This window comes from Kitasatospora sp. NPDC087314 (assembly GCF_044744365.1).
Taxonomy (GTDB): Bacteria; Actinomycetota; Actinomycetes; order Streptomycetales; family Streptomycetaceae; genus Kitasatospora.
This window is the reverse complement of sequence record NZ_JBIUYE010000022.1, coordinates 44171-70129: the sequence shown is the minus strand read 5'-3', so window position 1 is coordinate 70129 and position 25959 is coordinate 44171. Positions and strand designations below refer to the sequence as shown.

At 69.2% G+C, this 25959-nt stretch carries 29 protein-coding genes and 2 pseudogenes; 22 read left to right on the top strand and 9 right to left on the bottom strand.

The features are described 5' to 3' along the window. Positions 1 to 228: 228 nt before the first annotated feature. From ACIO5E_RS36235 to ACIO5E_RS36185, 11 genes are all read left to right on the top strand, one after another. Positions 229 to 1251, top strand: a complete 1023-nt coding sequence (locus ACIO5E_RS36235) for a thymidylate synthase (RefSeq protein WP_400676253.1) — start codon at positions 229 to 231, stop codon at positions 1249 to 1251. Beyond that, positions 1248 to 1784, top strand: a complete 537-nt coding sequence (locus ACIO5E_RS36230; RefSeq protein WP_400676251.1) for a nucleoside-diphosphate kinase — start codon at positions 1248 to 1250, stop codon at positions 1782 to 1784. Before ACIO5E_RS36235 ends, ACIO5E_RS36230 begins: the two co-directional genes overlap by 4 nt. Continuing rightward, positions 1781 to 2956: a radical SAM protein gene (locus tag ACIO5E_RS36225; RefSeq protein ID WP_400676249.1), complete on the top strand. Its 1176-nt coding sequence runs from the start codon at positions 1781 to 1783 to the stop codon at positions 2954 to 2956. The genes ACIO5E_RS36230 and ACIO5E_RS36225 overlap by 4 nt, the downstream gene beginning before the upstream one ends. A 9-nt stretch (positions 2957 to 2965) precedes the next feature. Beyond that, complete coding sequence (locus tag ACIO5E_RS36220) at positions 2966 to 3580, top strand: exonuclease domain-containing protein (protein WP_400676247.1); 615 nt, start codon at positions 2966 to 2968, stop codon at positions 3578 to 3580. Beyond that, positions 3574 to 4176 carry an AAA family ATPase gene (locus ACIO5E_RS36215; RefSeq protein ID WP_400676245.1) on the top strand — a complete coding sequence of 201 codons (603 nt, stop codon included), beginning with the start codon at positions 3574 to 3576 and terminating at the stop codon, positions 4174 to 4176. Before ACIO5E_RS36220 ends, ACIO5E_RS36215 begins: the two co-directional genes overlap by 7 nt. After that, a complete protein-coding gene (locus ACIO5E_RS36210) occupies positions 4173 to 4910 on the top strand; it encodes an aldo/keto reductase (RefSeq protein ID WP_400676243.1) in 738 nt (245 codons plus the stop codon). The genes ACIO5E_RS36215 and ACIO5E_RS36210 overlap by 4 nt, the downstream gene beginning before the upstream one ends. 13 nt (positions 4911 to 4923) lie before the next feature. Further along, the gene (locus tag ACIO5E_RS36205; RefSeq protein WP_400676241.1) at positions 4924 to 5439 is read left to right on the top strand and encodes an NUDIX domain-containing protein; all 516 of its coding nucleotides are present in this window, start codon (positions 4924 to 4926) and stop codon (positions 5437 to 5439) included. After that, positions 5436 to 5975 carry an NUDIX domain-containing protein gene (locus ACIO5E_RS36200; protein ID WP_400676239.1) on the top strand — a complete coding sequence of 180 codons (540 nt, stop codon included), beginning with the start codon at positions 5436 to 5438 and terminating at the stop codon, positions 5973 to 5975. Before ACIO5E_RS36205 ends, ACIO5E_RS36200 begins: the two co-directional genes overlap by 4 nt. Before the next feature lie 10 nt (positions 5976 to 5985). Then, positions 5986 to 6630 (top strand): NRDE family protein, encoded by a 645-nt coding sequence (locus ACIO5E_RS36195; protein WP_400676237.1) that lies wholly within the window; start codon positions 5986 to 5988, stop codon positions 6628 to 6630. Positions 6631 to 6671: 41 nt separating this feature from the next. Continuing rightward, complete coding sequence (locus ACIO5E_RS36190; RefSeq protein WP_400676235.1) at positions 6672 to 6812, top strand: hypothetical protein; 141 nt, start codon at positions 6672 to 6674, stop codon at positions 6810 to 6812. Between the two features lie 109 nt (positions 6813 to 6921). After that, positions 6922 to 7074 carry a hypothetical protein gene (locus ACIO5E_RS36185; protein WP_400676233.1) on the top strand — a complete coding sequence of 51 codons (153 nt, stop codon included), beginning with the start codon at positions 6922 to 6924 and terminating at the stop codon, positions 7072 to 7074. Here ACIO5E_RS36185 and ACIO5E_RS36180 read toward each other — a convergent pair. Next, positions 7066 to 7458: a hypothetical protein gene (locus tag ACIO5E_RS36180; RefSeq protein WP_400676231.1), complete on the bottom strand. Its 393-nt coding sequence runs from the start codon at positions 7456 to 7458 to the stop codon at positions 7066 to 7068. The two genes, ACIO5E_RS36185 and ACIO5E_RS36180, sit on opposite strands and share 9 nt — an antisense overlap. Positions 7459 to 8254: 796 nt before the next feature. On the opposite strand from ACIO5E_RS36180, the gene ACIO5E_RS36175 reads away from it, so the two are divergent. The 4 genes from ACIO5E_RS36175 to ACIO5E_RS36160 all read left to right on the top strand — a co-directional run bounded on the left by ACIO5E_RS36175 (position 8255) and on the right by ACIO5E_RS36160 (position 11620). Further along, a complete protein-coding gene (locus ACIO5E_RS36175; RefSeq protein WP_400676229.1) occupies positions 8255 to 8380 on the top strand; it encodes a hypothetical protein in 126 nt (41 codons plus the stop codon). Then, entirely contained in the window at positions 8377 to 8697 is a 321-nt protein-coding gene (locus tag ACIO5E_RS36170; RefSeq protein ID WP_400676227.1) for a hypothetical protein, read from the top strand. The genes ACIO5E_RS36175 and ACIO5E_RS36170 overlap by 4 nt, the downstream gene beginning before the upstream one ends. A gap of 98 nt (positions 8698 to 8795) precedes the next feature. Further along, positions 8796 to 9356, top strand: a complete 561-nt coding sequence (locus ACIO5E_RS36165) for a hypothetical protein (RefSeq protein WP_400676225.1) — start codon at positions 8796 to 8798, stop codon at positions 9354 to 9356. 593 nt (positions 9357 to 9949) lie between these two features. Continuing rightward, positions 9950 to 11620, top strand: a complete 1671-nt coding sequence (locus tag ACIO5E_RS36160; protein ID WP_400676223.1) for an Ig-like domain-containing protein — start codon at positions 9950 to 9952, stop codon at positions 11618 to 11620. A gap of 343 nt (positions 11621 to 11963) precedes the next feature. Here the strand turns inward: ACIO5E_RS36160 and ACIO5E_RS36155 are convergent, their stop codons facing one another. Then, the gene (locus ACIO5E_RS36155) at positions 11964 to 12833 is read right to left on the bottom strand and encodes a recombinase family protein (RefSeq protein WP_400676221.1); all 870 of its coding nucleotides are present in this window, start codon (positions 12831 to 12833) and stop codon (positions 11964 to 11966) included. A 248-nt stretch (positions 12834 to 13081) separates the two neighbouring features. Here ACIO5E_RS36155 and ACIO5E_RS36150 point away from each other — a divergent pair, with 248 nt between their 5' ends. Continuing rightward, positions 13082 to 13858: a GNAT family N-acetyltransferase gene (locus tag ACIO5E_RS36150; RefSeq protein WP_400676219.1), complete on the top strand. Its 777-nt coding sequence runs from the start codon at positions 13082 to 13084 to the stop codon at positions 13856 to 13858. 1497 nt (positions 13859 to 15355) lie between these two features. On the opposite strand, the pseudogene ACIO5E_RS36145 reads toward ACIO5E_RS36150, so the two are convergent. Together ACIO5E_RS36145 and ACIO5E_RS36140 are read right to left on the bottom strand one after the other, a co-directional pair. Next, a pseudogene (locus tag ACIO5E_RS36145) lies at positions 15356 to 15802 on the bottom strand (DUF4158 domain-containing protein); the annotation flags it as partial. Between the two features lie 298 nt (positions 15803 to 16100). After that, entirely contained in the window at positions 16101 to 16331 is a 231-nt protein-coding gene (locus ACIO5E_RS36140; RefSeq protein ID WP_400676217.1) for a hypothetical protein, read from the bottom strand. A 121-nt stretch (positions 16332 to 16452) separates the two neighbouring features. On the opposite strand from ACIO5E_RS36140, the gene ACIO5E_RS36135 reads away from it, so the two are divergent. After that, positions 16453 to 16689, top strand: a complete 237-nt coding sequence (locus ACIO5E_RS36135; RefSeq protein WP_400676215.1) for a hypothetical protein — start codon at positions 16453 to 16455, stop codon at positions 16687 to 16689. Positions 16690 to 16730: 41 nt separating this feature from the next. Next, entirely contained in the window at positions 16731 to 16940 is a 210-nt protein-coding gene (locus ACIO5E_RS36130) for a hypothetical protein (protein WP_400676213.1), read from the top strand. 86 nt (positions 16941 to 17026) lie between these two features. Here ACIO5E_RS36130 and ACIO5E_RS36125 read toward each other — a convergent pair whose 3' ends face one another. Continuing rightward, a complete protein-coding gene (locus tag ACIO5E_RS36125; protein WP_400676211.1) occupies positions 17027 to 17683 on the bottom strand; it encodes a choice-of-anchor C family protein in 657 nt (218 codons plus the stop codon). A gap of 250 nt (positions 17684 to 17933) precedes the next feature. Between ACIO5E_RS36125 and ACIO5E_RS36120 the strand changes: the two are divergent. The 3 genes and pseudogenes from ACIO5E_RS36120 to ACIO5E_RS36110 form a co-directional block, all read left to right on the top strand. Further along, positions 17934 to 18726, top strand: a pseudogene (locus tag ACIO5E_RS36120) (IS5 family transposase); the annotation flags it as partial. 134 nt (positions 18727 to 18860) lie between these two features. After that, on the top strand, positions 18861 to 19502 hold the full coding sequence (locus tag ACIO5E_RS36115) for a nucleotidyltransferase domain-containing protein (protein WP_400676209.1): 642 nt from the start codon (positions 18861 to 18863) through the stop codon (positions 19500 to 19502). 126 nt (positions 19503 to 19628) lie between these two features. Then, positions 19629 to 20309, top strand: coding sequence for a hypothetical protein (locus ACIO5E_RS36110; RefSeq protein WP_400676388.1), 681 nt, complete (start codon positions 19629 to 19631; stop codon positions 20307 to 20309). Positions 20310 to 20312: 3 nt separating this feature from the next. Here the strand turns inward: ACIO5E_RS36110 and ACIO5E_RS36105 are convergent, their stop codons facing one another. The 4 genes from ACIO5E_RS36105 to ACIO5E_RS36090 form a co-directional block, all read right to left on the bottom strand. Continuing rightward, positions 20313 to 20897 carry a hypothetical protein gene (locus tag ACIO5E_RS36105; RefSeq protein WP_400676207.1) on the bottom strand — a complete coding sequence of 195 codons (585 nt, stop codon included), beginning with the start codon at positions 20895 to 20897 and terminating at the stop codon, positions 20313 to 20315. A gap of 951 nt (positions 20898 to 21848) precedes the next feature. Continuing rightward, complete coding sequence (locus ACIO5E_RS36100) at positions 21849 to 22184, bottom strand: helix-turn-helix transcriptional regulator (RefSeq protein WP_102909085.1); 336 nt, start codon at positions 22182 to 22184, stop codon at positions 21849 to 21851. Next, positions 22181 to 23305 carry a tyrosine-type recombinase/integrase gene (locus tag ACIO5E_RS36095; protein WP_400676204.1) on the bottom strand — a complete coding sequence of 375 codons (1125 nt, stop codon included), beginning with the start codon at positions 23303 to 23305 and terminating at the stop codon, positions 22181 to 22183. The genes ACIO5E_RS36100 and ACIO5E_RS36095 overlap by 4 nt, the downstream gene beginning before the upstream one ends. Positions 23306 to 23583: 278 nt before the next feature. Beyond that, a complete protein-coding gene (locus ACIO5E_RS36090; RefSeq protein WP_400676202.1) occupies positions 23584 to 24429 on the bottom strand; it encodes a recombinase family protein in 846 nt (281 codons plus the stop codon). A gap of 267 nt (positions 24430 to 24696) precedes the next feature. Here ACIO5E_RS36090 and ACIO5E_RS36085 point away from each other — a divergent pair, with 267 nt between their 5' ends. Continuing rightward, positions 24697 to 25947 (top strand): MFS transporter, encoded by a 1251-nt coding sequence (locus ACIO5E_RS36085; protein WP_400676200.1) that lies wholly within the window; start codon positions 24697 to 24699, stop codon positions 25945 to 25947. Positions 25948 to 25959: the final 12 nt, after the last annotated feature.

The window sequence follows — 25959 nt, the reverse complement described above, 5'->3', positions numbered from 1 at the left end:
AAGCCGTACCGCGTGGCTTCACCGCGCGGCCGTCATCACCTACGCCCCCATGCTGGTCCGACACGGTCTCCCTCTATCCACCTGCCCGGCTGACGCCGTTCCCCGACCTGCCCGGTCCGGGAGAGGCGATCGCCGTGCGCCCCCGGGGCGGCGTGGAAGTCCTGGCCCGTCCCATCTCCCCGTCTCGCGCTTCTCCTTCCGGAGCCGCACCAAGAAGTGGAGCTCAGTGTGATCGCACCCGTCGTCTTCCCCTCGTTCCAGCACGCCTACGTCGCCGTCCTGCGGCACGTCATCGAGACCTACGAGTTCGTCAACTCGGCTCGGGGTAACGACAGCCAGGAGATCATCGGCGCGAGCTTCCGGCTCGCCGATCCCCGCCAGCGGGCCCTGTACCTGACGAGCCGACCGGTCAACCCGGTGTACCACTACGCGGAAGCGCTCTGGTACCTGGGCGGCATGCGGAACCTCGACCTGATCGGGCACTACGCGAACCGCCGCCGGGCCGACTCGCGCGACGGCGTCACCATCGAAGGCTCGTCCTACGGGGCCAGGATCTTCGCTCCCCGTCCAGACGGCGCGCCTTCCGCCTTCGACCAGGCGCTGGAGCTGCTGCGGGCCGAGAAGGACAGCAAGCGCGCGTACATGCCGATCTTCGAGGCCCGCGACCTGGACGAGATCGGCCACCCCGACCTGCCCTGCCTGGTCGGCCTCCACCTGCTGGCCCGTGAGGGCTACCTGCACATGGTCACCTACATGCGCGCCAACGACGCCAATCGCGGCATGGTCTGCGACGTCTACTCCTTCACCCTGATCCAGGAGTTCGCCGCCGCGCTCCTCGGGCTGCGCCTGGGCTCCTACACCCACCACGTGGGCTCGATGCACGTCGGCGTCCGGGACCTGGAGCGCGCGGGCAGGGTGTTGGACGAGACGGCGGCGAGCTCCGGCACGGTGCCCTGCTTCGCGCCGCCGGTGATGCCCGCCGACTCCACGTGGAAGCACATCCGGACCGTCCTGGAGCACGAGGAGCTGCTGCGCGCCAACCGGGTCCAGTACACCCCCAGGGACGTCGCCGGACTGGACCTGCCGCGGTACTGGCAGCGCGTCCTGCTGCTCTTCGAGGCGCACCGGCAGGTGGTCAACTGCCCGGAAGACCCGGTCGACCAGCGCGTGCTCGATGCGCTGGAGCCGGGCGCCCGCTGGCAGTTCGCGCGCCGCTGGCCGGCCCGGGTCGCGGCCGGGGGGCTCTCGTGAGCTCGCAGACGCAGCAGCGGAACCCGCTGCGGGGGGTGGACTGGTCCCGCTGGAGCGTGGTGCTGCTCAAGCCGGACTGCGTGCGCCGGGGCCTGAGTGACCAGGTGCTGGCCCGGCTGGAGCCCGCCGCGACGATCGTCCACCGGCAGCAGGTCCTCGTGGAGGACTGGCAGATCTTCGTCCACTACTGGGACCTGCTGGTCACGCGGGACCGCTTCGAGGTCGACGTTCCCGGCTGCCTGCGCACCACCTACGTGGGACAGCCGGTGGAAGTGGCGCTCGCCTACGGCGAACCCGGCACCCCCGAGCGGCTGCGCAGCCTGCTCGGGCACTTCGACCCCCACCAGGCCGAGTCGGGCACCATCCGCGCCGACCTGGGCACCGACAGCCTCACGGCCGCCCGGGCACAGCGCCGCCTCGTGGAGAACCTGATCCACACCTCCGACGACCGGCGCGCCGCGCGCCGGGACTTCGGGACGTGGTTCGGCGCCGGCCACCACCAGTTCTTGGAGATCAAGGAGGATCACCGATGACGACCGCCGCCAGGAGGGCCCGGCGCCCGCTGCCCCTGCTGAACGTCGAGCAGATCGCTTCGCTCAAGCCGGAGCTCGCCGAGGTCATCGAGTACCGCAAGAGCGGATTGTCGCTCAACCACCTCGTGGGCTGCCCGCTGGACTGCGGGTACTGCGTGCGTCACCTGTTCGACAACTTCGAGCTCAAGACCCCTCGGCGGCTGCTGAGCGACGAGGCCGCGGTGGAGTTGCTGACCGGGCACCGGTACTTCCGGCCCCACCGCACGCCGATCCAGATCTTCAACCGGGCGACGGACCCCATGCTCCCGGTCGTCAAGCCGCACACGTTCCGGACGCTGCGGCTGCTGGACGAGCAGGGCCTGACCAACCACGTTCTGATCATCACCAGGTGGCGCGTCGACCCCGAGGACTGCGAGGTCCTGAACAGCTTCGAGAACATCCGGCTGACGGTGCTGGTCACACACTCCGGCATCGACCACCCGGGCATCGAGCCCGTCGACTCGGCCATCGCCGCCGCCAGCGTCCAGACGCTCCACCGGCACGCCGAGCACTACCGCACGGTGCTGTACTGGCGCCCGATCGTGCCGGGCCTCAACGACTCGGACGAGCACATCCAGCGGGCTCTGGAGCTGTCACGGCATGCCGACGCGACGGTCTTCACAGGGCTGTTCTTCCGCGACGAGATCGCCAAGTACTACGCGGACCACGGCCTTCCGCTGCCCTACGAGGACACCGCCCGCCGGAAGATCATGCCGGAGGAGTCCGAACAGCGGATCCTCGCGGCATTCCGCCGGCCGGACGACCAGGCCGAGCCGTACGGGCCGCTGTTCCGCAAGACCAGCTGCGGTGTCGCCTACGCCCACAAGGTGGCCGACTACAACGGGCACTACGGCATCCGGGAGTTGTGCGACATCTGCCCGGTGGCGCAGCTGGGCCTGTGCCGGGACGCCTGGAAGGCCCCCAGTCTGGAGGAGGCCACCGAAGCCGCCCGTGCTCTCGGGGCGACCGGCGACGTTGAGGTGGACGAACGCGCCATCATCGTCGAGGGCTTGAACGAGCCGCCGCGCTACTACCTCCAGCACGGCTTCGGCTACCAGGTCCACGACCGTGACAAGCCGCACCGCCACCGCCGCCACGGCCGAGCCGAAATCGGCTGGACCGACCCCAAGTAAGGAGCCCTGATGGACTACGGCACCTGGCCCCGAGTCTTCGTCGTGGACGTCGAAGGCAACGGCGCACAGCCACCGGACCTGGTGGAGGTCGCCGCGATCCCCGTGGTGAACGGGAGCCCGGTGCCGTCGTCCGCACGCTCCACCCTGCTGCGCCCGCCGAACCCCATCACGCCGTTCGCGCGTCGGGTGCACGGAATCCGCAACCGGGACGTCGCCACCGCGCCGACCTGGGAACAGGTCGGCCCCCAGGTGCACGCCGACCTGGAGGGAACGTGGATCGCCGCGCACAACGCCCACGTGGACTACGGCGTGCTGCTGCGACACATGCCCGACTGGAAGCCGGCCGGGGTGCTGGACACCCTGCGGCTCGCCCGCGCGACCTACCCGAAGGCCGGCGGGTACAGCCTCGACGCGCTGATCGAGCTGACCGGCATCGACCTGGCGTCCGTTCCCGGCCAGCGCCACCGGGCCGCTTACGACGCCCACGCGACCGCACTGCTGCTGATCGCGCTCGCCGGGCACTACGACACCTGGGACGTGCTGCTCACCGCCGCCGTCCCGCCCGGGATGCCCGGCGCTCCCTTGCCACCCGCCCCGAAATCTGAGGAACAAACACTGTGGTGACACCGCTTCGCCTCTACGTCGCCGGAACGCACTCGACCGGCAAGACCACCCTCGCCAAGCGCGTCGAGATGGAGTTGCGCGCTACCGGCATCACCGTCGCCCGAACCGGCGGCTTCGCCAAGCGGGCTGCCGAACTCGGCTTCCCGAAGATGACGCGCCACACCGTCCAGTCCACCGCCTGGATCATCAACGCCACCTCCAACGCCACGCTGGGAGCTGAACTCACCGCCGACGTCGTGATCGTGGACCGCACCCCCTACGACGCCCTCGCCTACTACCTGGCCGCGGTCCAGCACCGGGACGAGCGCCCCGACCCCGAGGCGCTGTCCCGCCTGACCGCCCTGGCGCAGCTGGCCTGTCCCCGCTCGCCGGTGTTCCTCGCCACCCTCCTCGACCCGGCGCTGCCGCTACCCGAGCGCCCGGGCAAGGACCCCGACTGGACGGACGCCGAGTTCCGCGAGGCCGTGGACGCGCAGCTACACCGGGCCCTGGGCGCCTACGCGGTACCGCACGTCCCGGTGCCCAGCGACGGGCACGCCGCCGCCGTCGAAGTGGCGGTCGAGACGATCACCGCTGCCTGGGCGGCTGCCGCGTGAACACGATCACGATCGCGGGCAAGCAGGTCCCCCGCCTGGGCCTGGGCACCATGCGCCTGACCGGCCCCGGTACCTGGGGCGAGCCGGCCGACATGGTCGGCGGTGCCGCGATGCTGCGCGAGGCCGTTCACGACCTCGGCATCCTGCACATCGACACCGCCGACGCCTACGGCCCGCATACCGTCGAAGAGCTGATCCGCCGCGCGCTGCACCCCTACCCCGAGCAGCTGCTGCTGGCTACGAAGGTCGGCATGGTGCGGCCCGCGCCGAACGTCTGGCGCCCGCTGGGCCGCCCCGAGTACCTGCGCGCCGCTGTCGAGGCGTCCCTGCGCCGCCTGGGAACCGAGCGGATCGACCTGTGCTACCTGCATCGGGTGGACCCTGCGGTGCCGCTGGCCGATCAGGTCGGCGAGCTTGAGGACCTGAGGACCGAAGGCAAGATCGGCGCCATTGGCCTGTCCAAGGTGACCCCCGAGCAGATCCGCGAGGCCGCCGGCCTGGTGACGGTCGCCGTGCAAAACTGCCTGAACGCCGCTGAGCCGGACGACCCGGCGTTGGCGTACTGCCTGGCCAGCGACATCCCGTACGTGCCGTACCGGCCGCTGAACGCCGGCCTGCTGCCCGACCCGGCGGCGGCCCTGCGGTGGCTGCTGGAACTCGGCCCGCAGGTGGCGCCGATCCCCGGCACCGCCAACCCCGCCCACCTGCGCGCGCTCTTCGCGCCCGCGACCTGAGATGGGGCACTCGATGGCCAAGACTTGGATTCCCCGCGAGGAGTTCGTCGAGACGCTGCCCCGTGCCCTGCACGGCTGCGGCGTGCTGCTCCTCGACCCCGAGGGACGGCTGCTGCTCCTGCACGACGCGTACAACGAAGGCCGGGCCTCCCACGGCTGGCCGCAGCGCTGGTGGGCACCGGGGGGCCTCCTCGAAGACGGTGAGGCCCCTGCGCAGGCGGCGCGGCGGGAAGTCCTGGAGGAGACGGGCCTCAAGCTGGACGGCCCGCTCTGCCCGGTCGGCGTGGACTTCCTCCCGCCGGCCGAGGGCTGGCCGCCCGTCAGCACCTACTTCTTCTCCTCCGGGCCCCTCACCTGGGAGCAGGCCGACTCGGTCACGCTGTCCGAGGCGCACGACGAGCACCGGTTCCTTCAACTCGCCGACTGGGAAGACGAGGTGTCTGCCACCATGCACGCGCGCCTGACCGCGCTGGTCACCGCCTTCGCGACCGAGCGCCAGGTCGTCCTGCACTGTGGCAGGCCGATGTGAGCTGGAAGCAGCACGGCCGCGCGACGGTGTTCACCGCTCCCCGTCTGGTTGTCCACCTGGACCAGGTCACCCGGCCGGACGGGCAGCCGGGGGAGGTGTGGGTCACCGAGCAGCCGGACGGCGCCCTGATCGTCCCCCTGGACGACCGCGGCCGGGTCGGCATGGTCCGCTCCGTCACGTACGTCCACGGCGAGGTTGTCACCCCACCGGGAGGGACCGTCGAGCCCGGCGAGAGCCCCGAGGACGCCGGGCGGCGGGAACTCCGCGAAGAGGCCGGGATCACCGCCCGGGAGTGGACGCCGCTGGGCAGCGTCGCCCTGATGACCCGCAACACCGCCCGGCTGCACTTCTTCCTCGCGCGTGGCCTCACGCTCGGCGAGCAGCAGCTGACCAGCTCGGAGGTTGGCATGACTCTGGAGTGGTGGGACCTGCCGGAGGCGGTCGAGGCGGCCCGCGACGGCCGGCTGACCCTGTCCGGCGCCTCGTTGGGGATCTTGATGGCAGCCCGCCACCTGGACGGCGGCCGACAGCAGTAGGGGGACCGCTATGTGCACGGCGTTCGTCAGCTTCGACCCGGGCTCGGCGGTGCCGGTTCTCCTGCTCGCTGTCCGGGACGAGTACACCGACCGGAAGTGGCTGCCGCCCGGCTGCCACTGGCCGGACCAGCCCAACGTCACCGGCGGCCTGGACTTGGACGCGGGCGGTACCTGGCTCGCAGTCGCCCCCAGCACCGGGCCTGGGGGTGAGCCGGTGGCGGCCTGTCTGCTCAACGGCTTCGGCCACACCGCTCCCCCGCAGCAGCGGCTCTCCCGGGGCGGGCTCCCGCTCATCGCCGCCAGCGGCGAGCCAATCACCAGCGCCTGGCTGGAGCGCTACGACCCGTTCCACCTGATCATCGCCAGGCCCTCTGGGGTGCGAGTAGTCAGCTGGAGCGGCAGCAGGATAGAGGACCACGAGCTGCCCGCCGGTCTGAGCGTCGTGCTCAACGACGGCGTGGAGGGCCGGGCGGGCGCTCAGCCCTGCCCGCCGTACATCCGCGCGACGATGGCCGCCCGGGCCGCGCACTTCCGGGCACGCCTTCAAGCGGTCGCCCGCCCCGAGCCGGCGGACGAACCGCCGGACGTCGCGTGGGGCCAGTGGCTGCCGATCGCGCGCGGCGACGGCTACCGCCGGACGACCCGGCAGCCCTGATACGCCGCCTGGTGTCACCGAGCGGACGCGTCTGGGGTTCCGTGTCGCTCTCCATGGTCGCCCTCGCACCTGAGCAGGTGCGCTACGACGTCGGCGCTGTCTCCGGCCCCGGCCCCTCGCCCGGGATCGTTCTGGAGCCGGTGCGGGTCGGACAGTGGCCCGTCAACGTCACCCGCCCCTGAGCAGTGGGCCCCCTGCCGTGGCAGGTCTGCTGTCGGCCGGCTGCGACCGATCGCGGCCCTCAAGAAGAAGATCAGAGAGCTGGAGGAAGCCAACGCCCAGCTCAGGGCGGTGGAGGCCGAACGGCAGGAGTTGACGGACTTCTACGCGCACGTCATCAACGAGATCTCCGTCGAGCTCGACCGCGTCACCGCCGAACGCGACCAGCTCCTCGGCAACGTCCGCTCCATCTCCACCGCACCCAGCCAGAGGTCTCTACGTTGAACTCACTCCGGAATCTCCGCCCGCTTCTTCAACCGCCGCCGTGATTCTACGCAGGCACCAGTCCGGGTATTTGATTAACTCTGATTCCCAAAGACGCAAGATCCGCCAGCCGGCCTTCTCCAAATACTTATCCTGGGCTCGGTCTTTGCTGATCGTCAGGGCGACGGTCGGGTGAGGCGCCTCGCCCGCCTCGCCCGCCTTGGCCGCCGTGAGCCCGTGCCAGTAGTCGCCATCAGCTTGGACGACGAGCTGCCGACTGGGGACTGCCGCATCAACAGTCCAGTGGAAGAGGCGGTACTGGGACTCCCATGTTTCTGGCCCGACCGCGCGGTCCATCAGTTCATAGAGCACCCGCTCGCAACGCGTTGGTTCCTTCTGTTCCATCTGCCTGGCTCGAATGACGGCCAATCGTTCCAAGATCGCCGGATCTTGGGCTTGGTTGAGTTTGTAACACTCCCGACTGCAGAAGCGGCGTTCCTGGATCGTCTTGGTATGGGTGAGAACCATAATGATCCCGCAGTGCTCGCAGGGTCGTTCTTCTCGGAGCTTGTCAGCGGTCTTGCATTCGTCCGAGCAGTAGACCTTCCGGCCCTCCTCGACCTTTGACCGATGCGCTCGAACGTCCTCACCACACCGTCGACACGGGGTCAACACCGTGCCCTCAAGCGTCCTGGCGGCTCCCTTGCAGGCCATGGAGCAGTACTGGCCACGCCCGTTGTCTCGATGCGCCACCTGATCGGGAACTACAACCAGGGGCTTGCCACAGTGTCCGCATGGACGTTCGGCTCGATCCATTCGGGACCCGAGACGGGCGCACTCGGTGGAGCAGTAAAGGCCCTTGCCGCGGACGACCTGGGACAGTCTCTTCTTGAACGTGATACTGCAATGCTGGCACCGGCGAGAGACAACCCGTGCGGCAGTCTTGGCCTCGTGATAGCACTTCGAGGAACAGTACTTGGCGCCGTTCTTCAGCCGGCTCGGCGGCAGGTGAACGTCTTCTCCGCAGTTCCCGCACTCGATCGTGACCAGCATCCGATCAGGATGCACGAGGGCACTGACAACGGGATGCCCGACGATCGCCACTCCGCCCACCCAGAGGTCGGTCGGACCGAGCCTCAGGCGGTCCTCTTGGCTCGTTGAAAAACACGGCCGAACTGGCTAGAGAACCGAGCATGTTGACGTGGTGCCGGACGAACGGCGAGAGGCGGGCGACGTCCTGGTCGCGGACATCGAAGCCGTCGGCCCGGAGCCGGACGGCCCCGACACCGAGAACACCGGCGCCGCGGACCGGGGGGAGGCGCGGTGAGCGAGGAGTGGAGCAACCCGGCGTACGTCCCGGCCTACGAAATGCTGCTGGAGCTGGAGAAGCGCCTCGACGCCCTGCGGCACGTCGGGCACACCGGCTGCATCGACCCACGCGGGACCACCGCGCTGCATGCCGTCCGGCTCGCCGCGGCCATCCTCCAGCCCGTCGTCCCCGGCACCGAGGCGCCGCCGTTCCCCGACGACACCGCCCGGCTGCTGCAGCTGATCGCCAATTGCCGCGACGCCGCTCTCGACCTCGGCGAGTTCGCCCCCGTCGGCCCCGTCCTGCGGGTCATCCCCGGCGGCCGGGAGAACTGACCCGGGTCGGCCACGTCAGGGCCAGTCCATCCTTCGAACGGCACGGTACCCCTGAACTGTTGCTACTGTCCCGGGCCATGACCGAATGGATAGCCGCTGTGGCGGCCGTCGCCGCCGTAGCCGTAGCCGTCTTCGCCTGGCGGGCTGCAGACCGCTCGGCGGTTGCCGCAGAAGGCGTTACCCGAATCGAACGTGACCGGTGGCACCGCGAACTGACCCCGGATCTCGATCTCCGGCTTACCCAGCATCACGCGAACTACTGGACCCTCAACCTCGAACTCGCCGGTCCCGAGATCCTGGAAACCCTCGACAACCTCACCCTCGAAGTCCTGGATGAGAAGGGCGTCAACCACCTGCCCAACCCGGCCGCCGGCATCACCGAAGACGAACTTCGTACGGTGATCTGGGGACCGCTACGCCTGCGCCCAGGCGTCGACGGCGTCACCGGGCCTGGCCGCACCACCACCATCGACGGCCTCGAACTCGGCCAGCGCACCGTCCGGGCGATGGAACTCAGCCTCCAACCGGGCTGGTACAACGACCCCATCGACACCTGGGCCCGCCGCTACCTGGACCACCCACTGCGCCTACGCATCGTCTGCAACAAGGCCGACCATCAGTGGATCCTGATCCGGGAACTGCCCGTTCCGCAGAACTAACCCTCCAGGACGCAGCCGGCCGGGGTGCCAGGATGGAACAGCTCGCCAAGCCTGACCCCGGCCGTGGCCCAACCAAGATCATCCCGTGGCGGCTTTTGGGCTCACCTTGGCCGCACAGTACCGCTACTACTCAGGACCGGGTGAGGCGGACACTCTGTCCGTCACGTCCCCGTGGCTTCGTCCACGAGTTTGGGCAGCACTTCGACACCGATTCGGGAGGCACAAGGCTTCCGAGACCGCGGCGGAATGTTCACGAGTTTCGACAGCACCGCCCGCCTGCCGGGCCCGGCCTGGTGACGTCCTGGGCGACGGAGGTCGGGTTCGCGCTCCGGTCTTGCGCGCATGCCGGGTGGGCGGGGGACCGCCGGGGTGATTCGGCGGTGTGTCGGATCGGTTGCCGGCCGGGGGCTGGGCTGTCTGATCCAGGGTGGCGGAAGACAATCCCCTGCCGGGAGATTCCCCTTTCCGCTTTCTGGGAGTAGATCGTGACTTTCTCACTGTCGGTTTCCGGTGGTCAGCCAGGCTCAGGCGTGAGGGGGTACCGTGCCGGTTGGGCGGGCCGCCGTGGACGTGCGCTGGCCGTTGCGGCCGGCATGCTCTGTGCCGCCGGTATCGCCCCGGTGGCGCTGTCCGGGACCGCTCATGCCCAGGGCACCTGCACGACCTCCGGTAACACCACCACCTGTACGTTCGCTTTCACCGGCGCCGAGCAGACCTTCACCGTGCCCGGCGGGGTGTCCTCGGTGCAGGTGTCCGCCATCGGCGCGGCCGGTGCCCCCAACGACACCGGTGACGGCGGTACCCCGGGTGGGATGGGCGCCCAGGTCAGCGGCACACTGTCGGGATTGAGCGTGGGCCAGACGTTGTATGTCGAGGTCGGCGGCACTCCCACCAACAGCGGCGGCTGCATCGGATCGACGCGGTGTACCGGCGGGTTCAACGGGGGCGGCTCCAGCCACCAGACCGGTGGTGGCGGCGGCGGTGCCTCCGATGTGCGCACCCAGCCCCGCAGCACTCCCCTCACCACCACCGACTCGCGGCTCATCGTGGCGGCCGGCGGCGGCGGAGGCGGCTCGTTCGCCTTTTGCGACCCGGGGGGCACCCCGGGTGGCAATGCCGGGGAAGCCGGAGGCAACGGCACGTGCGGGACCGCGAGCACCGGCGGTGGGCCGGGCACCCAGACCATGGGCGGTACCGGCGGAACCCCCGGCGGCAACCCGGGCCACCTGGGCACCGGCGGCAGCGGCACCGATAGCGTTATCGCCAGTGTCGGCGGCGGAGGCGGTGGCGGTCTCTACGGCGGCGGCAACGGAGGCACCCGTAACGGAACGGCCGCCGCCGGCGGTGGCGGTGGCGGCTCCTCCCTGGTTCCACTGGGCGGCACCGGCCCCACGGTGACCAGCGCTGGTGCGAGTATCACCATCAGCTACACCCGGGCCACGGTGACGACCATGCTCACGACCTCGCCGAACCCGTCGCTTTTCGGGCACCCGGTCACGCTCACCGACACCGTCTGCCCTGCCAGCGGCTCCACCGCGACCCCGACCGGCACCGTCACCTTCACCGACGACGGCGCCACCCTCGGCACCGCCCCGCTGTCCCCCGGCGGAGGCGACCACTGCGCCCAAGCCCGGCTGACCTGGTCGAACCTGCTGCCCGGCGGCCACACCCTGACCGCCCAGTACAGCGGCGACGCCACTTACGCGGCCCCCGCCGCGGAAAGCGCCACCCAGACGGTCAACTGCACCCGGACCGTCGCCGGTTCCGTGGCCAGCGTCGTCGCCACCGGCGAGAGCACCTGCATCCTCAACGCCACCGTCCGCGGCAGCGTCACGGCCGGGGCGGGCACCGCCCTGTTCATCGGCAACTCCACCGTCCAGGGCAGCGTCGCCTCCTTCGGCTCCACCCTGGTCGGGGTGTGCGGCACCACCGTCACCGGCTCCCTCGCCGTCGACGGAGCCAGCAGGTTCGTCGTCATCGGCGATCCCGGCGACGACCACTGCGTCGCCAACCAGATCCAGTCGTCGGTCCAGCTGAGCAACAACAACGGCGGCCTGGAGGCCATCGGCAACCACATCGGCGGATCCCTGCTGGTCACCGGCAACACCGGCACCGGGCCCTTCCCCGAGGACAACCGCCCCGAGATCGAAGGCAACACCATCGGCGGCTCCCTGTTCTGCTGGGGCAACACCCCGCCCCCCACCAACGACGGCCACCCCAACACCGTCACCGGCGCCCGCACGGGCCAGTGCAGCACCCTGTAACCCACCCGGCCGGGCATCTCGCCCCTGGGTAAGCCCGTAGTGCCCGCGCCCGCTGCCGCACTCCACGCAGCCGGCGCGGGCTCCTCGCGTCGCTCGGCGCCGCTCCAGCTGCTTCGCAGACGGCGAGGGCCGGAGTTATAGAAGAAGGACCACGAGCCGCACGCCGCCGACTGAAGTGCAGGTGACTCCCATTCTCGCGAACAGCACCTATTCGAGCAGACGCGCGACTCCCAATCTCATGTCGAAACGACGGCACAACCCGCGTACATAGCCAAGCACCGCGCCCAGTACTACCCGGCCCTGGAGTCCTAGCTCAGACACCAGCCGCAAACTAGCCGGATGATCACGCGCCAACCGCCGTGGCGGCCTGTTCGTCATGCTCCCGCAGCATCCGCATCACGGTGGCAGGCGAGGGGTGCTGGCCCTTCTTCGCGCCCGTGGTGATGACGAGCCGCTTGGCGATGTCGCGCAGGCTCATCTCCTGCTCGCGCAGGTGCAGGGCCATGGACAGCATGGACTCGTCGGTGACGCCCGCGCCGCCGATGGTCTTGCCGCGCTTGCGGGCGGACTCGTGGCCTTCGAGGGTGCGGTCGCGGATGTACTCGCGCTCCATGCCGGACATGGCCGCGAGCACGGTGAACACGATCCCGGAGGGATCGTGCGAGCCCTTCAACTCTCCGGTGAGGAACTCCAGGCCAACGTCGCTGGCCTTCAGCTCTTCGGCGAGCATGGCGAGTTCGATGCCGCGGCCGAGCCGCTTGTGCTCGTGGACGACGAGGGTGACGGCGACGCCGGAGGAACAGATCTCCCCGGCGAGCTTCACGGCGGCCTCCAGCCCAGGGCGCCTGGTGGCGCGAGTGGAAATCTTCTCCGAGAAGACACGCGTCACCCCGGCCTCGGCGAGCGAGTCGACCTGTGCGTCGAGGGACTGCCGGGCGGTCGAGGCGCGGGCGTATCCGAGGCGGACGTGCCCGACCGGCTCGGCGCCGGCGCTCACCGGCCGGGGCAGCTCGGTCCACGCCGAGCCCGGCTTGCGTACGGCGGGGGTCGGCACGCTCAGGGCCTTGGCGAGTTGGGGCACGAGGCGGAAGCGGGCGGTGTGGTACTGGATGGCCACCTTGCCCTTTCCGGTCCGGCACGGGGACCCCGCGGGGGCGGCGCAGGTGGACATCGGGCAGTCGTGCGATTCCACGCGCTTGAAGTCGTCGCTCACAGCTCCGGACTGTTTCATGAGGGTGTTTCAGGCGTCCAGTCGTTTGCAACAACTCATGAAACATGATCGCCGCAGGTGGACCGCCGGAGGATCGCCTGTTTCATGAGCGACCACCTATGAAACGCCGTCCGGGTGGGACTCAACCGTGGTGGCGATGTCCAGGCGGCGGCGAGTTTGGACGGCGGCTCCCCCTCCAGGTGGGCGGAAATCCGCTTGGTGAGCCCTCTCGCCCATGCTGAAATGCGCGGATGGATACTTCTGAAGTACTCGCTCTCTTCGACCGTCAGATGCGGCGGGATACCCTCGCCGACGCGCCCAGCACCCGGATCGAGCGGGTCGGCCAGGTGGTGCGGCAGGTCGGCGCCGAGGGCGGCTGGAGCGCGGTCGTCTGGTCCGGCCTGGACCAGGCCGCGGCGCGGTCGGCGATCGCCGAGCAGGTGCAGTACTTCACCGAGCTGGGCCGCGAGTTCGAGTGGAAGCATTACTCGCACGACCAGCCGGAGAATCTCGGCGAACTGCTGCTGGCGGCCGGGTTCGAGGCTGAGCCCGACGAGGCCCTGATGATCGCCCGGATCGCCGACTTGCCCGATGGCGGCGGACTGCCCGAGGGTGTCCGGCTGCACCCGGTGACCACCCCGGACGACGTGGAGCTCATGCTGTCCGCGCACGAGGGAGCGTTCGAGACGACTGCGGACTGGCTGCGGCCGAGCCTGCTCGACATGCTGGCCGAGAGCCCGGGGACAGTCAGCATGGTCGTCGCGATGGCCGACGACATGCCGGTCTGCGGGGCGCGGATGGAACTACACCCGGGCACTGAGTTCGCCAGCCTCTGGGGCGGCGGCACCGTACCCGCCTGGCGCGGCCGGGGGATCTACCGGGCGCTGGTTGCACACCGCGCCAAGATCGCCGCCAAGCACGGCTACCGCTACCTGCAGGTGGACGCCTCCGACGACAGCCGCCCGATCCTGCAGCGGCTCGGCTTTGCCGCTCTGAGCACCACGACCCCGTACGTGTACAAGCCGTAGCCGGCACCCCTTTATTCGGGGGTCGGTGAGGTCAGCGAAGTCCTTCATCGTGTCTCCGTGCTCGCCGGTCGCCACGATCGCGCGGATGCCCATGTTCGTACCGAGTGCGAAGAGGTCCAGCAGCAGGCGGCGCTGGAGGACGTCACGCTCGATTCGCTCGTAGGCGGCCACCGAGGAGAACTCCTCAGTGAAACCGGTGAGGAAGTCGGCGTTCTTCAGCACGTCCAGGAGGTCGAGGACGCCCCAGCGACGCGCGACCTCGTCCTTGAGGGCCGCCAGGCCGGTGGGCTCGGCCAGCGGCTCCAGCTTCGGAACGGTGATCCACGGCTCGCCCTTGCGGGTGGTGACCTTCACCCCGCCCGCGCTGCCGTCCGCGAGCGCGCCGGACAGCTGGTCCAGGCCCGCGGTCATGCGCTTCTTCAGATCCGCGATGAACGCCCGCGGGTTCAGCGGCTGCCGGATCGCGGCGTAGTGCACGGCGCGGGTGGCCTCGAAGTCGCCGGGCAGATCGTCCTCCGGGTTGCGCCAGCGCGCGGCGCCCTCGACGTAAATCTCCCGGCGCCGTACCGCGTCCCGCAGCGCTACCAGGACGCACAGCTCATACGGGATGCGCTCGACCTTGCCCTTGTCGTCGACGACCGCCTCACGCCAGTCCTTGCGCACCACGCCGTCCATCGGCACCGCGTCGCCGGCGTCGTAGAAGCGGGCCTTGCCGTCGACGTCGGCGTACTTCTTCAGCAGCTTCATCGCGTCCATCACCGGCCGGTACGCCGTGTTGTTGCACTTGAAGCCCAGGGTGTTCAGCAGCGGCGGCAGCATCTGCCGGTAGTACGAGCTGTACGACGACCGGAGCGTGGTGCGGACCTTGGCCTTGAAGACCTTCTCGTTCGCCTTCGCCTCGGCCACCAGCTCGCGCAGCGTCTTCTCCCCGACCACCGGGAACAGGGCCCGGCGTACGACCTCGTCGGGCTTGTCGACGGCGGCCGTCGCCAGCTTGAAGAGGATGCCTTCCTTGCCGCGCACCTTCTTCAGTTCGGCGGTGAGCTGCTTCTCCACCCGCCGCTCGGCCCGTGCGTTGATCTTGTGGACCAGAGCGACCAACAGGTCGACCAGGGCATCGGTGATCTCCGCTTGCCGGGACGAGCACAGCGCCGCGAGCAGGGTGATCCGTACGTCCTCCGCCGTGTCGCGGAAGTCTGAGGGGTACATCTTGATCGCCCGTGCCCGCCAGGCGGCCACCAGCTTCTCCGAGCAGCCCGTGAACAGACCGTCGGGCAGCCCGAGCTTGCGCACGTCGTTGAGTTTGGTGATCTCCGTCAGTAGGGAGTCCAGGCCGACCGCGCCCGGGTCACGCTTGAGCGCGGCCAGCAGCGCGGTACCCGCCTCGTTGCCCTCGGCCACCAAGGACAGCAGCCGGGCCGTGCCCGCCTCGCCGAGGCGGCCGATCGTGCGAGCGCAGAACGTCTTCTCCCACTTACCGCGCGCCGCGACGAGGACCTTCTCGACCCGGGTCCGGCCCGGCGGCTCGATCTTCCGGGCCCGGCACTCGACCAGAAGGGCCTCGAGCTGCCGGTCCTCCACCAGCTCGACCGGACAGACCTCCACGGCCAGCCACTCCGCTAGCGCCTTCTCGTCCGCGACCGTCGACGGCCGGAACCCCAGGGCCTCACGGATCTGCTTGCGGTGGTACTCGACGGTCCGGCCAACCAGCGTGTACTTCGCGAAGTCGGTGGCCGGGACCTTCACCAGATCGGCGACGTACTCCACCGCGGCCGGCGGGACCTCTTCCAGCACATCGGGGAACCGGCCTTCCAGCTCGAAGAACTTCAGCAACAGGCTGAAGCCGAGCCGGGTCGTCCCGCTCTTGTTCGCCACCAGGTCCCAGTCGCCGTCTACCAGCGTCCAATTCGCCAACAGCTCTTCTGGCGACCACTCTTGCCGCACGCCCGCCCCTTTGGCCTCGATCACTCGATCAGACCAACGACGACATCCAGGACGGGGAAACGGGGCTCGTCCGGCTACCCGCGACCTACTTTGCGGCTGGTGTCTGAGCTAGGACTCCAGGGCCTACCCGCCACGCGCCGACGGGCTCGACCCGGAGGAGGTGCGGCGCGCGAAGGTGGAGGCCTACTGGGCACGAAGGTCTTCCGAGACCAAGTGTCACTGACCATGCGACCCCGGTGCCCCTCTCCGCGTCGACACGGCGAGTCCACCAACGACGCGGCGAGGGGCACCGCCGCCATCAGGGAGCAGGTGACTCCCCGGCCGGGCGGGAGGCCTGCTTGAGCTTCATCTCCGCCTCGTGCCGGTTCTTCACGCCCGCCCAGTAGGGGTGGGCGTACAGCTCGGCGGCGACGGAGCTGAACGCCGCACGGTTCTCCTCGCTGGGATCGGAGGCCCAGGCCGCCTCGGCTGCGTACCAGCTCCGCTGAAGTGTGAGCAGGTCAGGAGGGAAATCGTTGGTCTCGGACACCGGCACATCGTAAATCGCACATTCGTGCGGATCTCCGTCGCCACCCCGGTGGCGAGGCCCCGCCTGCTAACCCGCCATCTCTCGGCGCAGACGGTGTTCAGCGCGGACCCGCGCCCGCCGCGTGGAGGATCTCCAGACAGCCAGCGTTGCCGACGACCCGCGTGCCGAGCGGCGCCGACGGCTGGCCGAACCGGACCTGCGCTACGCCGAGTTCTGCGACCGTACCGGCACGCCCTGGCGCTCCACCCAGCAAGGCGACCTCGCCTGGACCGCGTACCAGGCCGAGCGCAGGCGGCGCGGGGAGACCGACGAGGACCCCTTCGAGGCCTACAACCCGTTCCGTCAGGGCCTGCACTGACCGGAGACGCCGAAGCGTTCAGGAAACTGAACGCCATACCGATGATTCCTGCCCGTGTACTCCCCAGCGCCCAGCTGGTGGCGAAGTGGTCGCTCTCCTCGCAGGACGTGGTCATGGTCCCAGGCGACGAGTCCACCCGCCGCTCCTACGTCCACGTGTTCCTGATGCCCTCGGTGGACCGGGCGAAGCTCGACGCGCTCCTCGCGGACCTCGCCGAGGACCCCGCCCTGGTCGGGCGAAGACTCCACTGATCCTGACCCGCCGAGCGGCGGGCGCTCGCGAATCGGGCCGTACCCGCCGGCGGCGGGTACGGCCCGATGGTCCGCGTCGCGGCCGGTCAGTGCTCCTCACGCGGCGAACGCGTGACGTTGACGTCGTCGATCACCGGTCCGAAGTCGGCGGGCGTCGTGCTCTCGAAGGTCAGCGTGGTGGACGGACCGGTGGCCACGAAGGTCAGTGCGTGCTTGACCCAGCCCATGTTCGTCTTCGTCTTGCCGGTGGTGTCGAAGGAGAACTTCTGGAAGAGCTGGCCGTCGATGCGGACGTCACCCGTCTTGATGGCGGGAGGGCCGTCGACGTTTCCGGCAAGCGCGTAGGTCACGGTGTACGCGGTGTTCCGGGTCGTCTCGAACGTCTGCGAGACCGCTCCCGGGGCAAGGCCGTTGAGGTCCAGGCTCTGCTTTCCCTCGTAGGGCTGGAAGTCCAGATTGTTCGTCAGGTCGACCTCGCCCGAGCCCGGGGTCTGCCCGACAGGCGTGGAGACCAGCCACGGACCGAGGTTCTGGCCGTCCGTGAAGGTCTGGTGGTCGGCCCCGGGAGGAGCCACCACGGGCGTTTCGAAGCCGCCGTCCTTCACCAGCCCGTGCCGCACGTCGGGCGCCACGGGGGAAGCCTGCTGGCCGGGGGCGCCGTCGGCGTGCGCGATCGGCTGGAGTGCGAACGCCGCGGCGAGAGCGGCGCCGAGCACCGCCGTGCGTCGGGGGTGGAGCGTCATCCTGGAACCTTCCACGAGGTGCGTGCCGTGTCCGGGCACTGTCGGCTCCATGTAAACCTGAAGCCGTCGTGGCCGCCCGCCGGTGCGGCCGATCGCGTGTCAGCTTCCCTCCCCGGGCGCCCCGCCCGCTCTCCCCACGGCCGGCTGCCGACTCCCTGGTCGCACGGCCGGCTCAGAAAGTGTTGGTCATTGATCAACTGCTTGGCGTGATGCATTCGCGGTTGTCTTCACGGTCGAGGCATCCGCGAAGATCGCCGTCGTGTGTGTCTGTGTGTGCAGGCCGTCCTATGACTCGTCGTTGACGGATGCTCAGTGGGCGGTGATCGAGCCGCTGCTACCGGTGCGGGATCCGCGCCGGGCACGGCCGGCCGTTGAAGTTCCCGCGCAGGCTGGTCGTGGACACGGTGCTGTACGTGCTGGTCAGCGGCTGCGCGTGGCGGCTGGTACCGCACGACCTTGCTCCGTGGGACGTGGCCTACCGTTGGTTCCGCGCATGGGCGGCGGACGGTACCTGGGACCGGGTCGACGACACGCTGCGCGAGCAGGTCCGGGAGGCGGGCGGCCGGGACCCGCAGCCCTCGGCGGCAGTGCTGGACTCGCAGTCCGTCCGCAGCCACCAGGGCGGCCAGGCGATCGGCTACGACGCGGGCAAGCGGGTGCGGGGCCGAAAGCGGCACCTGCTGGTGGACACCTGCGGGCTCGTGCTGCGGGCGGTCGTGCACTCGGCCTCGGTGCAGGATCGGGCGGGCGCGAAGTTGGTCCTCACCGGCATCCGGGACCTGTTTCCGCAGGTCGGACTGCTCTGGGTCGACGGCGGCTACGTCAACGTGGTCGATGCCGGCATGGTCGGCTGGGCGGCCGAGCACGAGAACCTGGAGATCGTCGCGGTGCCGCGCAATGCGGATGTGAAAGGCCTCCACGTGCTGCCCCGCAGGTGGGTGGTCGAGCGGACATTCTCCTGGCTGGGACGGTGCAGACGGTTGGCACGGGACTACGAGCGCAAGACCGCGCACGCCGAAGCGATGATCAAAGTCGCCATGATCGGGGCTTGATACTGGTGGGCTCGCGTATTCAACTGTCGCGAGTTCGCCGAGGAGTCCAACCAACTGGTGACAGTGTGTGATCGCCAGCGGCATACGGCTCCAGGGACCTTCGGCTCGGCTGATAGATTCCTGCAGTGAGCGAGCAACGACCCAGCGGGGGCATCGAGCTGTCACCCGACGAGATCGAAGCCCTCCACGCCAGGTGGTCGTCCTGCTGGACTCCGAGTGAGGTCGCGCAGCAGATGGCCGGGGTCAGCACGCCTTGGTACGTGGCTGCGGGCTGGGCACTGGACTTGTTCCGCGGCAGGCAGACGCGCGCGCACGGGGACATCGAGATCGCGATTCCGGCCGCGAGCTTTCGCGAGGTCCGCAACTGCTTCCCCGGATACGTCTTCGACGCGGCAGGCAGCGGCCGGATCTGGGAGGACGCCGCACCGGAGGCGCTGGCCGCCGTATATCAGACATGGCTCCGCGATCCGGCCACCGGCAACTACCTTCTCGACGTGTTCCGCGAACCGCACGACGGCGACACCTGGATCTGCCGACGCGATGAGAGGATCCGGCTTCCCTACAGCGACATCGTCCATCACACCCAGGACGGCATTCCGTATCTGGCGCCCGAACTGGTCCTGCTGTTCAAAGCCAAGCACGCCCGCCGAAAGGATCAAACAGACTTCGAGGCGACCGTCCCGCACATGACCTCGGCTCAGCGCGCGACCCTGGCCGAGCTACTCGCCCGCGTCCACCCCGGACACCCCTGGATTGCGGACCTGTAGCCGCTTTACTGGTGGGCTCGCGTATTCAACCGTCGCGAGTTGACCCACCTCACTCCGACCCTGCTACTGAGCGTGACAGCCGTGAGGGAGATTCTGCATGTCAGGGGCATCCGGTTGGATGAGCACGTGACTGTCTATGACGTAGCTCGCCAGCTCCCTTCCACCGCTGACCTGCGGAACCTGTGCCGCTCACTGGCGATGCTCGATGCGATCTTGAGCCCGGACTGGGAAGGCCGGTACTACTCCTTCAATGTCGGCTGGGCCGACGGCGAGGAGATGGCGTCGATGCGCAACGGGTCGGGGGACGAGTACTCCATCGTGTTCTCGGCGGCCGGGGCCTATGTCCGTGGCTTCGACCACGAAGCACCGATGAGCCCATATGGCAACGATGGCGAGCCCTGGCCGGGAGTGATCGACGAGGTTCCGGAGGTCTTCAAGCCCTTCGTCGAAGAGCCGGCGTTCACCGACGAGGACGACGTTCCCGTCGTGACGGCCTGCCTGTGGCGGGAGGCGACGGATGATCGGTGGCGGCACGGCGCGATCGACTTCCCCGCCGGGTGTTCCGACCCCGACGGGGCAACGGGTCTGTTCGAGCTCCTGGTCGACCGTTCGCCGGAAGCGTTCCAGCGCTTCGCCGAGGACTACTACGAGGTTCCCGTGGACCTGGAAGCGGTGCGCGATGTGTATGCCTTGCGACCGCTGAGCCAGAAGCTCGTGTCATCGCTCAACTCGGAGGTCACCCTCGTAGACCTGGCCGAGGACATCGCCGAGATCGGCTACCCGCGGCCGGTCCGGGACGTGATCTGAGGTTCAACCGTCGGTGAGTCGATGGGGAGTCCAGCCGGATGGTGACCGTAGGTGGTCGCCTGCGGCATATCGGCTCCAGGTCCCGCCGCTCTCTCTGAGGAGGCGGTTGGTGGTCTTGTCGTGGTAGCCGAGGGCATCAGCGACGACGGGGGCGGGCAGTTCGAGGAGTTGCTGCCGGATGGCGGCGCCGCGGGCGGCTGCGACTGGGATGCCGATCTCGCGCAGTCGTGAGGACATGTGGTCGGGACGGGCCGGTCGGCCGGCCCGTCGGCCGGGGAAGAGCCAGCGCGATGCCTGATTGGTGGCGGTGTTCATGTTGTCGCGCTCCGCGATGTATGCCAGTAGCAGGGCTGCCGCTGGTGCGGGGACGGGAGAGGCGGGCTCCCAGAGCCGCAGAAGCGTGGTCTGCCCGTCGTGGAGCACGTCGTCCACCGTCAGCTGGACGATCCGGGTCAGGGGTTGTGCGTAGAGGAGGACGATGACGCCGGCGACACGGAGGCGCATCGGTGTGTCTGTGTCGGTCAGCAGTCGGCCGAGTGCTGCCAGGCGCTCGTCCTCGCTCAGTGCGGGTCGTCTGGAGATCTTCATGGTGGGGATGGACAGGGAGTGTGGACATCGGCGGCTCTGACTGGCCCAGTTGAGGAAGGGCCTCAGGCAGGTGCGGCCGTGTTCGGTGTTGTCCGCGAACCAGGCGTCGATGTCGGTCTGGTCGCAGGATGCGAGGGTGTTGTCCCGGGTGCTGAGCCACTGCAGGAAGGTGGTCGCGTGCTTGATCTGCTCGGCTGCGAAGCGGCGGATGCTTGGTGTGATGTGGCTCCGGTCGGCTCGTTCCCGTAGGTGGGGAAGGACGTGCCAGGTCGCGAAGAGCTTGATCGTCTTGACGTGCTCGGGATCGGTGATGTCGGCCAGGTGGCTGGGCAGCCATCGCTGGAAGGAGCAGATGTACTTGTCGACGGGGGCAGGACGCCGCTGGCCATCAGGAGTTCTTCCAGGTGAGCTGCTGCCCGCCAGGGCTGGAGTTCGTGGAAGGCATCGTGGGTCAGAGGTAGCTGTCCGAGTCCGAGTCGTCGCAGCATCTGGGAGGCGTTTCCGGGATGGTCGCGGCGCATCGCCAGCCAGGCCAGGCCGCTTCTGGGCTCGGCCATCGCCACCAGCATGTCGAGCAAGGGCGTGAGCGTCTGGCGGACGCGGCCCGTGCCGTCGTCCAGGAGAGCGGTCAGCCGGTCGGTGAGCGTGCAGCGTTCGCAGAGCCGGCCGCCCAGGAGTTTGCCCTCGAAGCCGCAGCGCGAGCAGTCGAAGGTCTGGGAGAAGCCGGCGCAGGTCGTGCAGATCGCGGAGCCGTCGACGGGGTGAAGTCCGGGGAGGGCCGGTCCTGGCCGCATTCCGGGCAGGTGCCTCGTGTTCGCACCGCGCGGTCCGAGCAGGTCCGGCAGACGTATCCGTCCGGCCAGGTGCCGGCCTTGTGTCTGCGCTGGCCGCAGCGGCAGCACTCGGCCATGAACCAGCGTTCGTACCGCTCGTCGGTGGCGTAGGGGCGGCTCATGCGTCGGGCAGGATGCGGGCCGCGCGGGGCCGGAGCTTCGCGACGTTCGCGGGCGGGGTGGGCAGGTCGCCGGTGGCGGTCTTGCGGACACCGGCGTTCTCGGCGGTGGTGGCCACCAGGTCGGCCGGGGTGCAGGAGAGGATGTCGCAGAGCGCGGACAGGACCTGCAGCGACAGCCTCTCCGGTGTTCCGGAGACCATGCGGTGGACCTGGGAGGCGGACAGGTCGATGCCGCGCTCGCGCAGCAGCGGCACCAGCTCGGTCGCGGTGAAGATGCGGTGCTGGGCCATCACCTCACGCAACCGCCAGGTGTACCCGACCTTGCGCTTCATGCCTGCTTCCCGTTCTGGGCTTGGAGGGCGGCGGCGACGGTGGCGTCCAGGTGCCGGCGCAGGGTGCGGGTGCGAAAGTCCGAGGAGACGCAGGTGTAGATGGACGCGGTGCTGGCGTGCTCGTGACCGACCTGTTCCTGGACGAAGCGGGGGTCCCATCCATCCTCGATGAGGTGGGTGACGTAGGACCTTCGGAAGGAGTGGTAGTCCAGCCCGTCGTCCAGGCCCAGGGCCTTGCGGTATGTGATGAAGCGGGAGTTGATGCGCTGGCAGCCGATCCGCATTCCGCGTTCGGACGGCCAGGCTGCCGGGTTGCCGTCGGTGCCCAGCAGCGGGCGGACCTCGGTGAACCACTCGTCCAGGACATCGGTGGTCCAGCCGAACACGGTCAGCACGCCGCGGCGCTTGGGCGGTGAGCCCTTCTTGGCCTTGCCGAACCGGACCTGGCAGCGGCCGAACTCGCCGTACTCGGCGCCGTGCGGGTTGCGGCCGAAGTCGGCGGTGTCGAGCATCCGCGTCTCGTTGCGCCGCAGCCCGTAGGCGTAGGCGGTCTTGAACAGGGTGGCGTCGCGGAACGCCGGCAGCCAGCCCTTGCGGCCGAAGGCCCTGATCCGGGCGACCTCGTCGTCGCAGTGCTCGAAGAACGCGTGCAGCTCGGCCTTGGTGAACGCCCGCTTCTTCGCGTCGGCCTCGTTGTCCTGGACGTGCACCGCGGTGTTCCACTCGTGAACGACCTGGACCGGGTGGGTGCCGAACCGTTCCTCGCACGTGGCCGCCCAGTCGTAGAGCGGGTCGGTGATGAAGTGGCAGAACGCCCGGACCGCCTCCGAGTAGGACCTGATCGTGGAACGGCGCAGGTCCCGCAGCGAGCGCAGGTCACCGAGCCACTCGTCGACCATCGCCGGCGTCCAGTGCCACGGGTAGGTGTTCACGTACGCGGCGAACGCCTTGACCGTGTTCTCCCGGCCCTCCACCGTCGTCCGGGCCAGATTCCGCGCGAGCTGCTGGTTGGCGAACCCGGTCAGCATCGCGGTGAAGACCTGTTCCTCCGGCCGCAGCAGCGCGATTCCGTCCACCAGGTGCAGCCGTGCCGCACCTGGGATCGACCCGTTGAACCCCACCGGTCCACCACCCTCCGTCACTCGCGTCGTATGCGAGAAAACCGCATCTGATGCGAGTCGACGGACAAACCGCAGGTCAGTCAGCCGGACGAGTGACACCAGCTGGCGTCGCCCTCACGTCCGTCGCTACCGTCGCCACCAGCAGGCTGGGCCAACTTCCATGGTCAACACGCCGGTGGACGCCGTTGGCCACGACGATTCGTGAACCGTCGCGCGTTCGCATCGGATGCAATTGGCGGCGCTTGGACCATCGGTACAGCGGTTGGCGCTGAGATTGATCATGGTCCGATCGGCGCGAGTGTGCTGACGCGGTTCTCGTACTCGCGGCGGGCCTTGCGCTGGGCCGGAACAGCCGGGACGCCCTGGCCGCGCCGAACGGTTGTCCCTTGGTCGAGCGCGGCCCGCTCTACGGGCTCCAGGTCGACGGCACGGAGGAAGTCGGCGACCTTGCCCGGCATGTCGAGGGTGACCGGTAGTTCTGGGGCGGGGGCGTCCGGGTCGGCGGCCGGGTGCTCGGGCAGGAGGTCGGCGACAGCCGTGCGGATGGCGCCGCGGCTGACGCCGTGGTCGCGGGCGAGGGCGGCGATGGAGCGGCCTTCCAGATACGCGGTGCGCACGGCGCCGGTTGTTTCGGCCGCCACGGCGGGGCGGCGGCCGCCCTTGCTGCCCTTGGCCTCGGCGGCGCGCAGTCCGTCGTAGGTTAGCTCGCGCTGGAGGTCGCGCTGGAGTTCGCCGGCGGCCGCGAGGGTCTGCACCATGAACTTCACGGTGGACAGCAACTCGCCTGTGCGCGGGTGGCGGGCGGTGAGGTCCATCGCGGAGAACGCTCCGTCGTGGATGCGCAGGGCCAGGCGGTCGCGGTGGAGGACGTCGAGCACGTCGAGGATGTGCTGATTGCCGCGTACGAGGCGGAACATCTCGGAGATGTGCACGGTGTCGCCGGGCCGCGCGTAGGTGAGCAGTTCGTGGAACTTCGGGCGTTGGAGCGGATGGAGGCGGCTGGAGGTGCCGGGGTCTTCCTCGAAGACGACCGGGTCCTCGATCCCGGCCTCGTCCAGGACGAGGTCCTGGCGGGCGGTGGACTGCTGGTCGGTCGAGACCCGCTTGTAGACGAGGTTCGCCACCCGGAGTGCCCTTTCACGCGGAGGATTGGACCTTACTTGTCGTTAAACCCTGTCAGCAATCACCATCGGATCTGATTGGATTCGGGCCCTACCGATCCTGGAAATCCACGGGTTCATTGGACGCCCGCCGCGTCTGTCGTCAAACGATCGTTTGATGACAGATTCCTCGGGGGTGACGCGGTCCTGGTTCGGGCCCCTGGCGGAACCAGAGCACGTGATCTTGGTGCTACTTCCGCTGGATCAGCGACCGCTGTTAGCGTGCCATCCATGATCAAGGGCAACTTAGCGGGTCGAATAGGCCGGATGGCGGGGGACAGTAGGCCGGAGCGCGTGCTGGTCGCCGCCAGTTTCGTCAACCGAGTCGGCAATGGTCTGTTCAACGCGGCGTCAGCGCTCTATTTCACCTTGGTCGTGGGCCTGCCTGCGGTGCAGGTCGGTGCCGCGCTCACCATCGCCGGAGTGATCGGTCTGTGCGCGGGGATACCAGGCGGGCATCTCGCAGATCGGCGAGGGGCTCGCACGATCATGATGTTGGCCCTCGCGGTCCAGGCCGTGTCGATGGCGGCCCTCGTCCTCGTCGAGAGCTGGGCCGCGCTCACGATCATCGCGACGGTCGACCAGATCGCCGCAGCGGCTGGTGGGGCGGCGTGGGGCGCGCTGGTGGTCCGGGTCGGGGGTGAGCGCCCGGCCCTGTTCCGTGCCAAGCTGCGCACGTTCGTCAACCTGGGCGTTGTCCTGGGAACGGTGGGTGCGGGGCTGGCGCTGGCCGCGAACACCCGCGGCGCCTATGTCACGCTGATCCTCGGCAACGCGGCGAGCTTCGCCCTGTGCGCGGTGTTTCTGCTCCTGTTGCCCCGCTATCCGGTACTGGCAGCACCACCGCAACAGCGGCGCTGGCCCGTCCTCGCGGATCGTCCCTTCCTCGCGTTCACCGCCCTCTACGGGGCCATGGGACTGCAGTACCCGGTGGTCTCACTACTCCTACCGATCTGGATCTCCGAGCACACCGAGGCGCCGCGCTGGACGGTGGCCGCGCTGTTCGCCGTCAACTCCCTGTTCTGTGTGCTGATGCAGACCAGGATCGGCTCGCGTATCGAGACCCCGCACGATGGCGGCCTGGCGTTTCGCACGGCGGGGCTGCTCTTCCTCGTCAGCTGCCCGATGATGGCACTGGCGGCGTACACCCCTGTCTGGGCGGCGGCGGGTCTGGTCCTGGCCGCGATCTTCGTCCACAGTCTGGGAGAGGTTTGGGAGTCATCGGCGGCCTTCGCCCTGGGCTTCGGTCTTGCTCCCGACCACGCACAGGGCCAGTACCAAGGTGTCTTCGGTCTCGGCTTCAGCGCGGGCCAGGCTCTCGCCCCCGCGATCCTCACCACAGTGGTACTCGGCCTCGGCACGACAGGCTGGCTGCTGCTGGCGGTGTTCTTCGCGGCACTGGGCGCTGTCGGTCCATCTCTTGCCCGCTGGGGCATGCGGACCCGGCCGCAACCAGGTGTTGCTGCGGAAGTGACGGGATGACCGCGAGTTAGG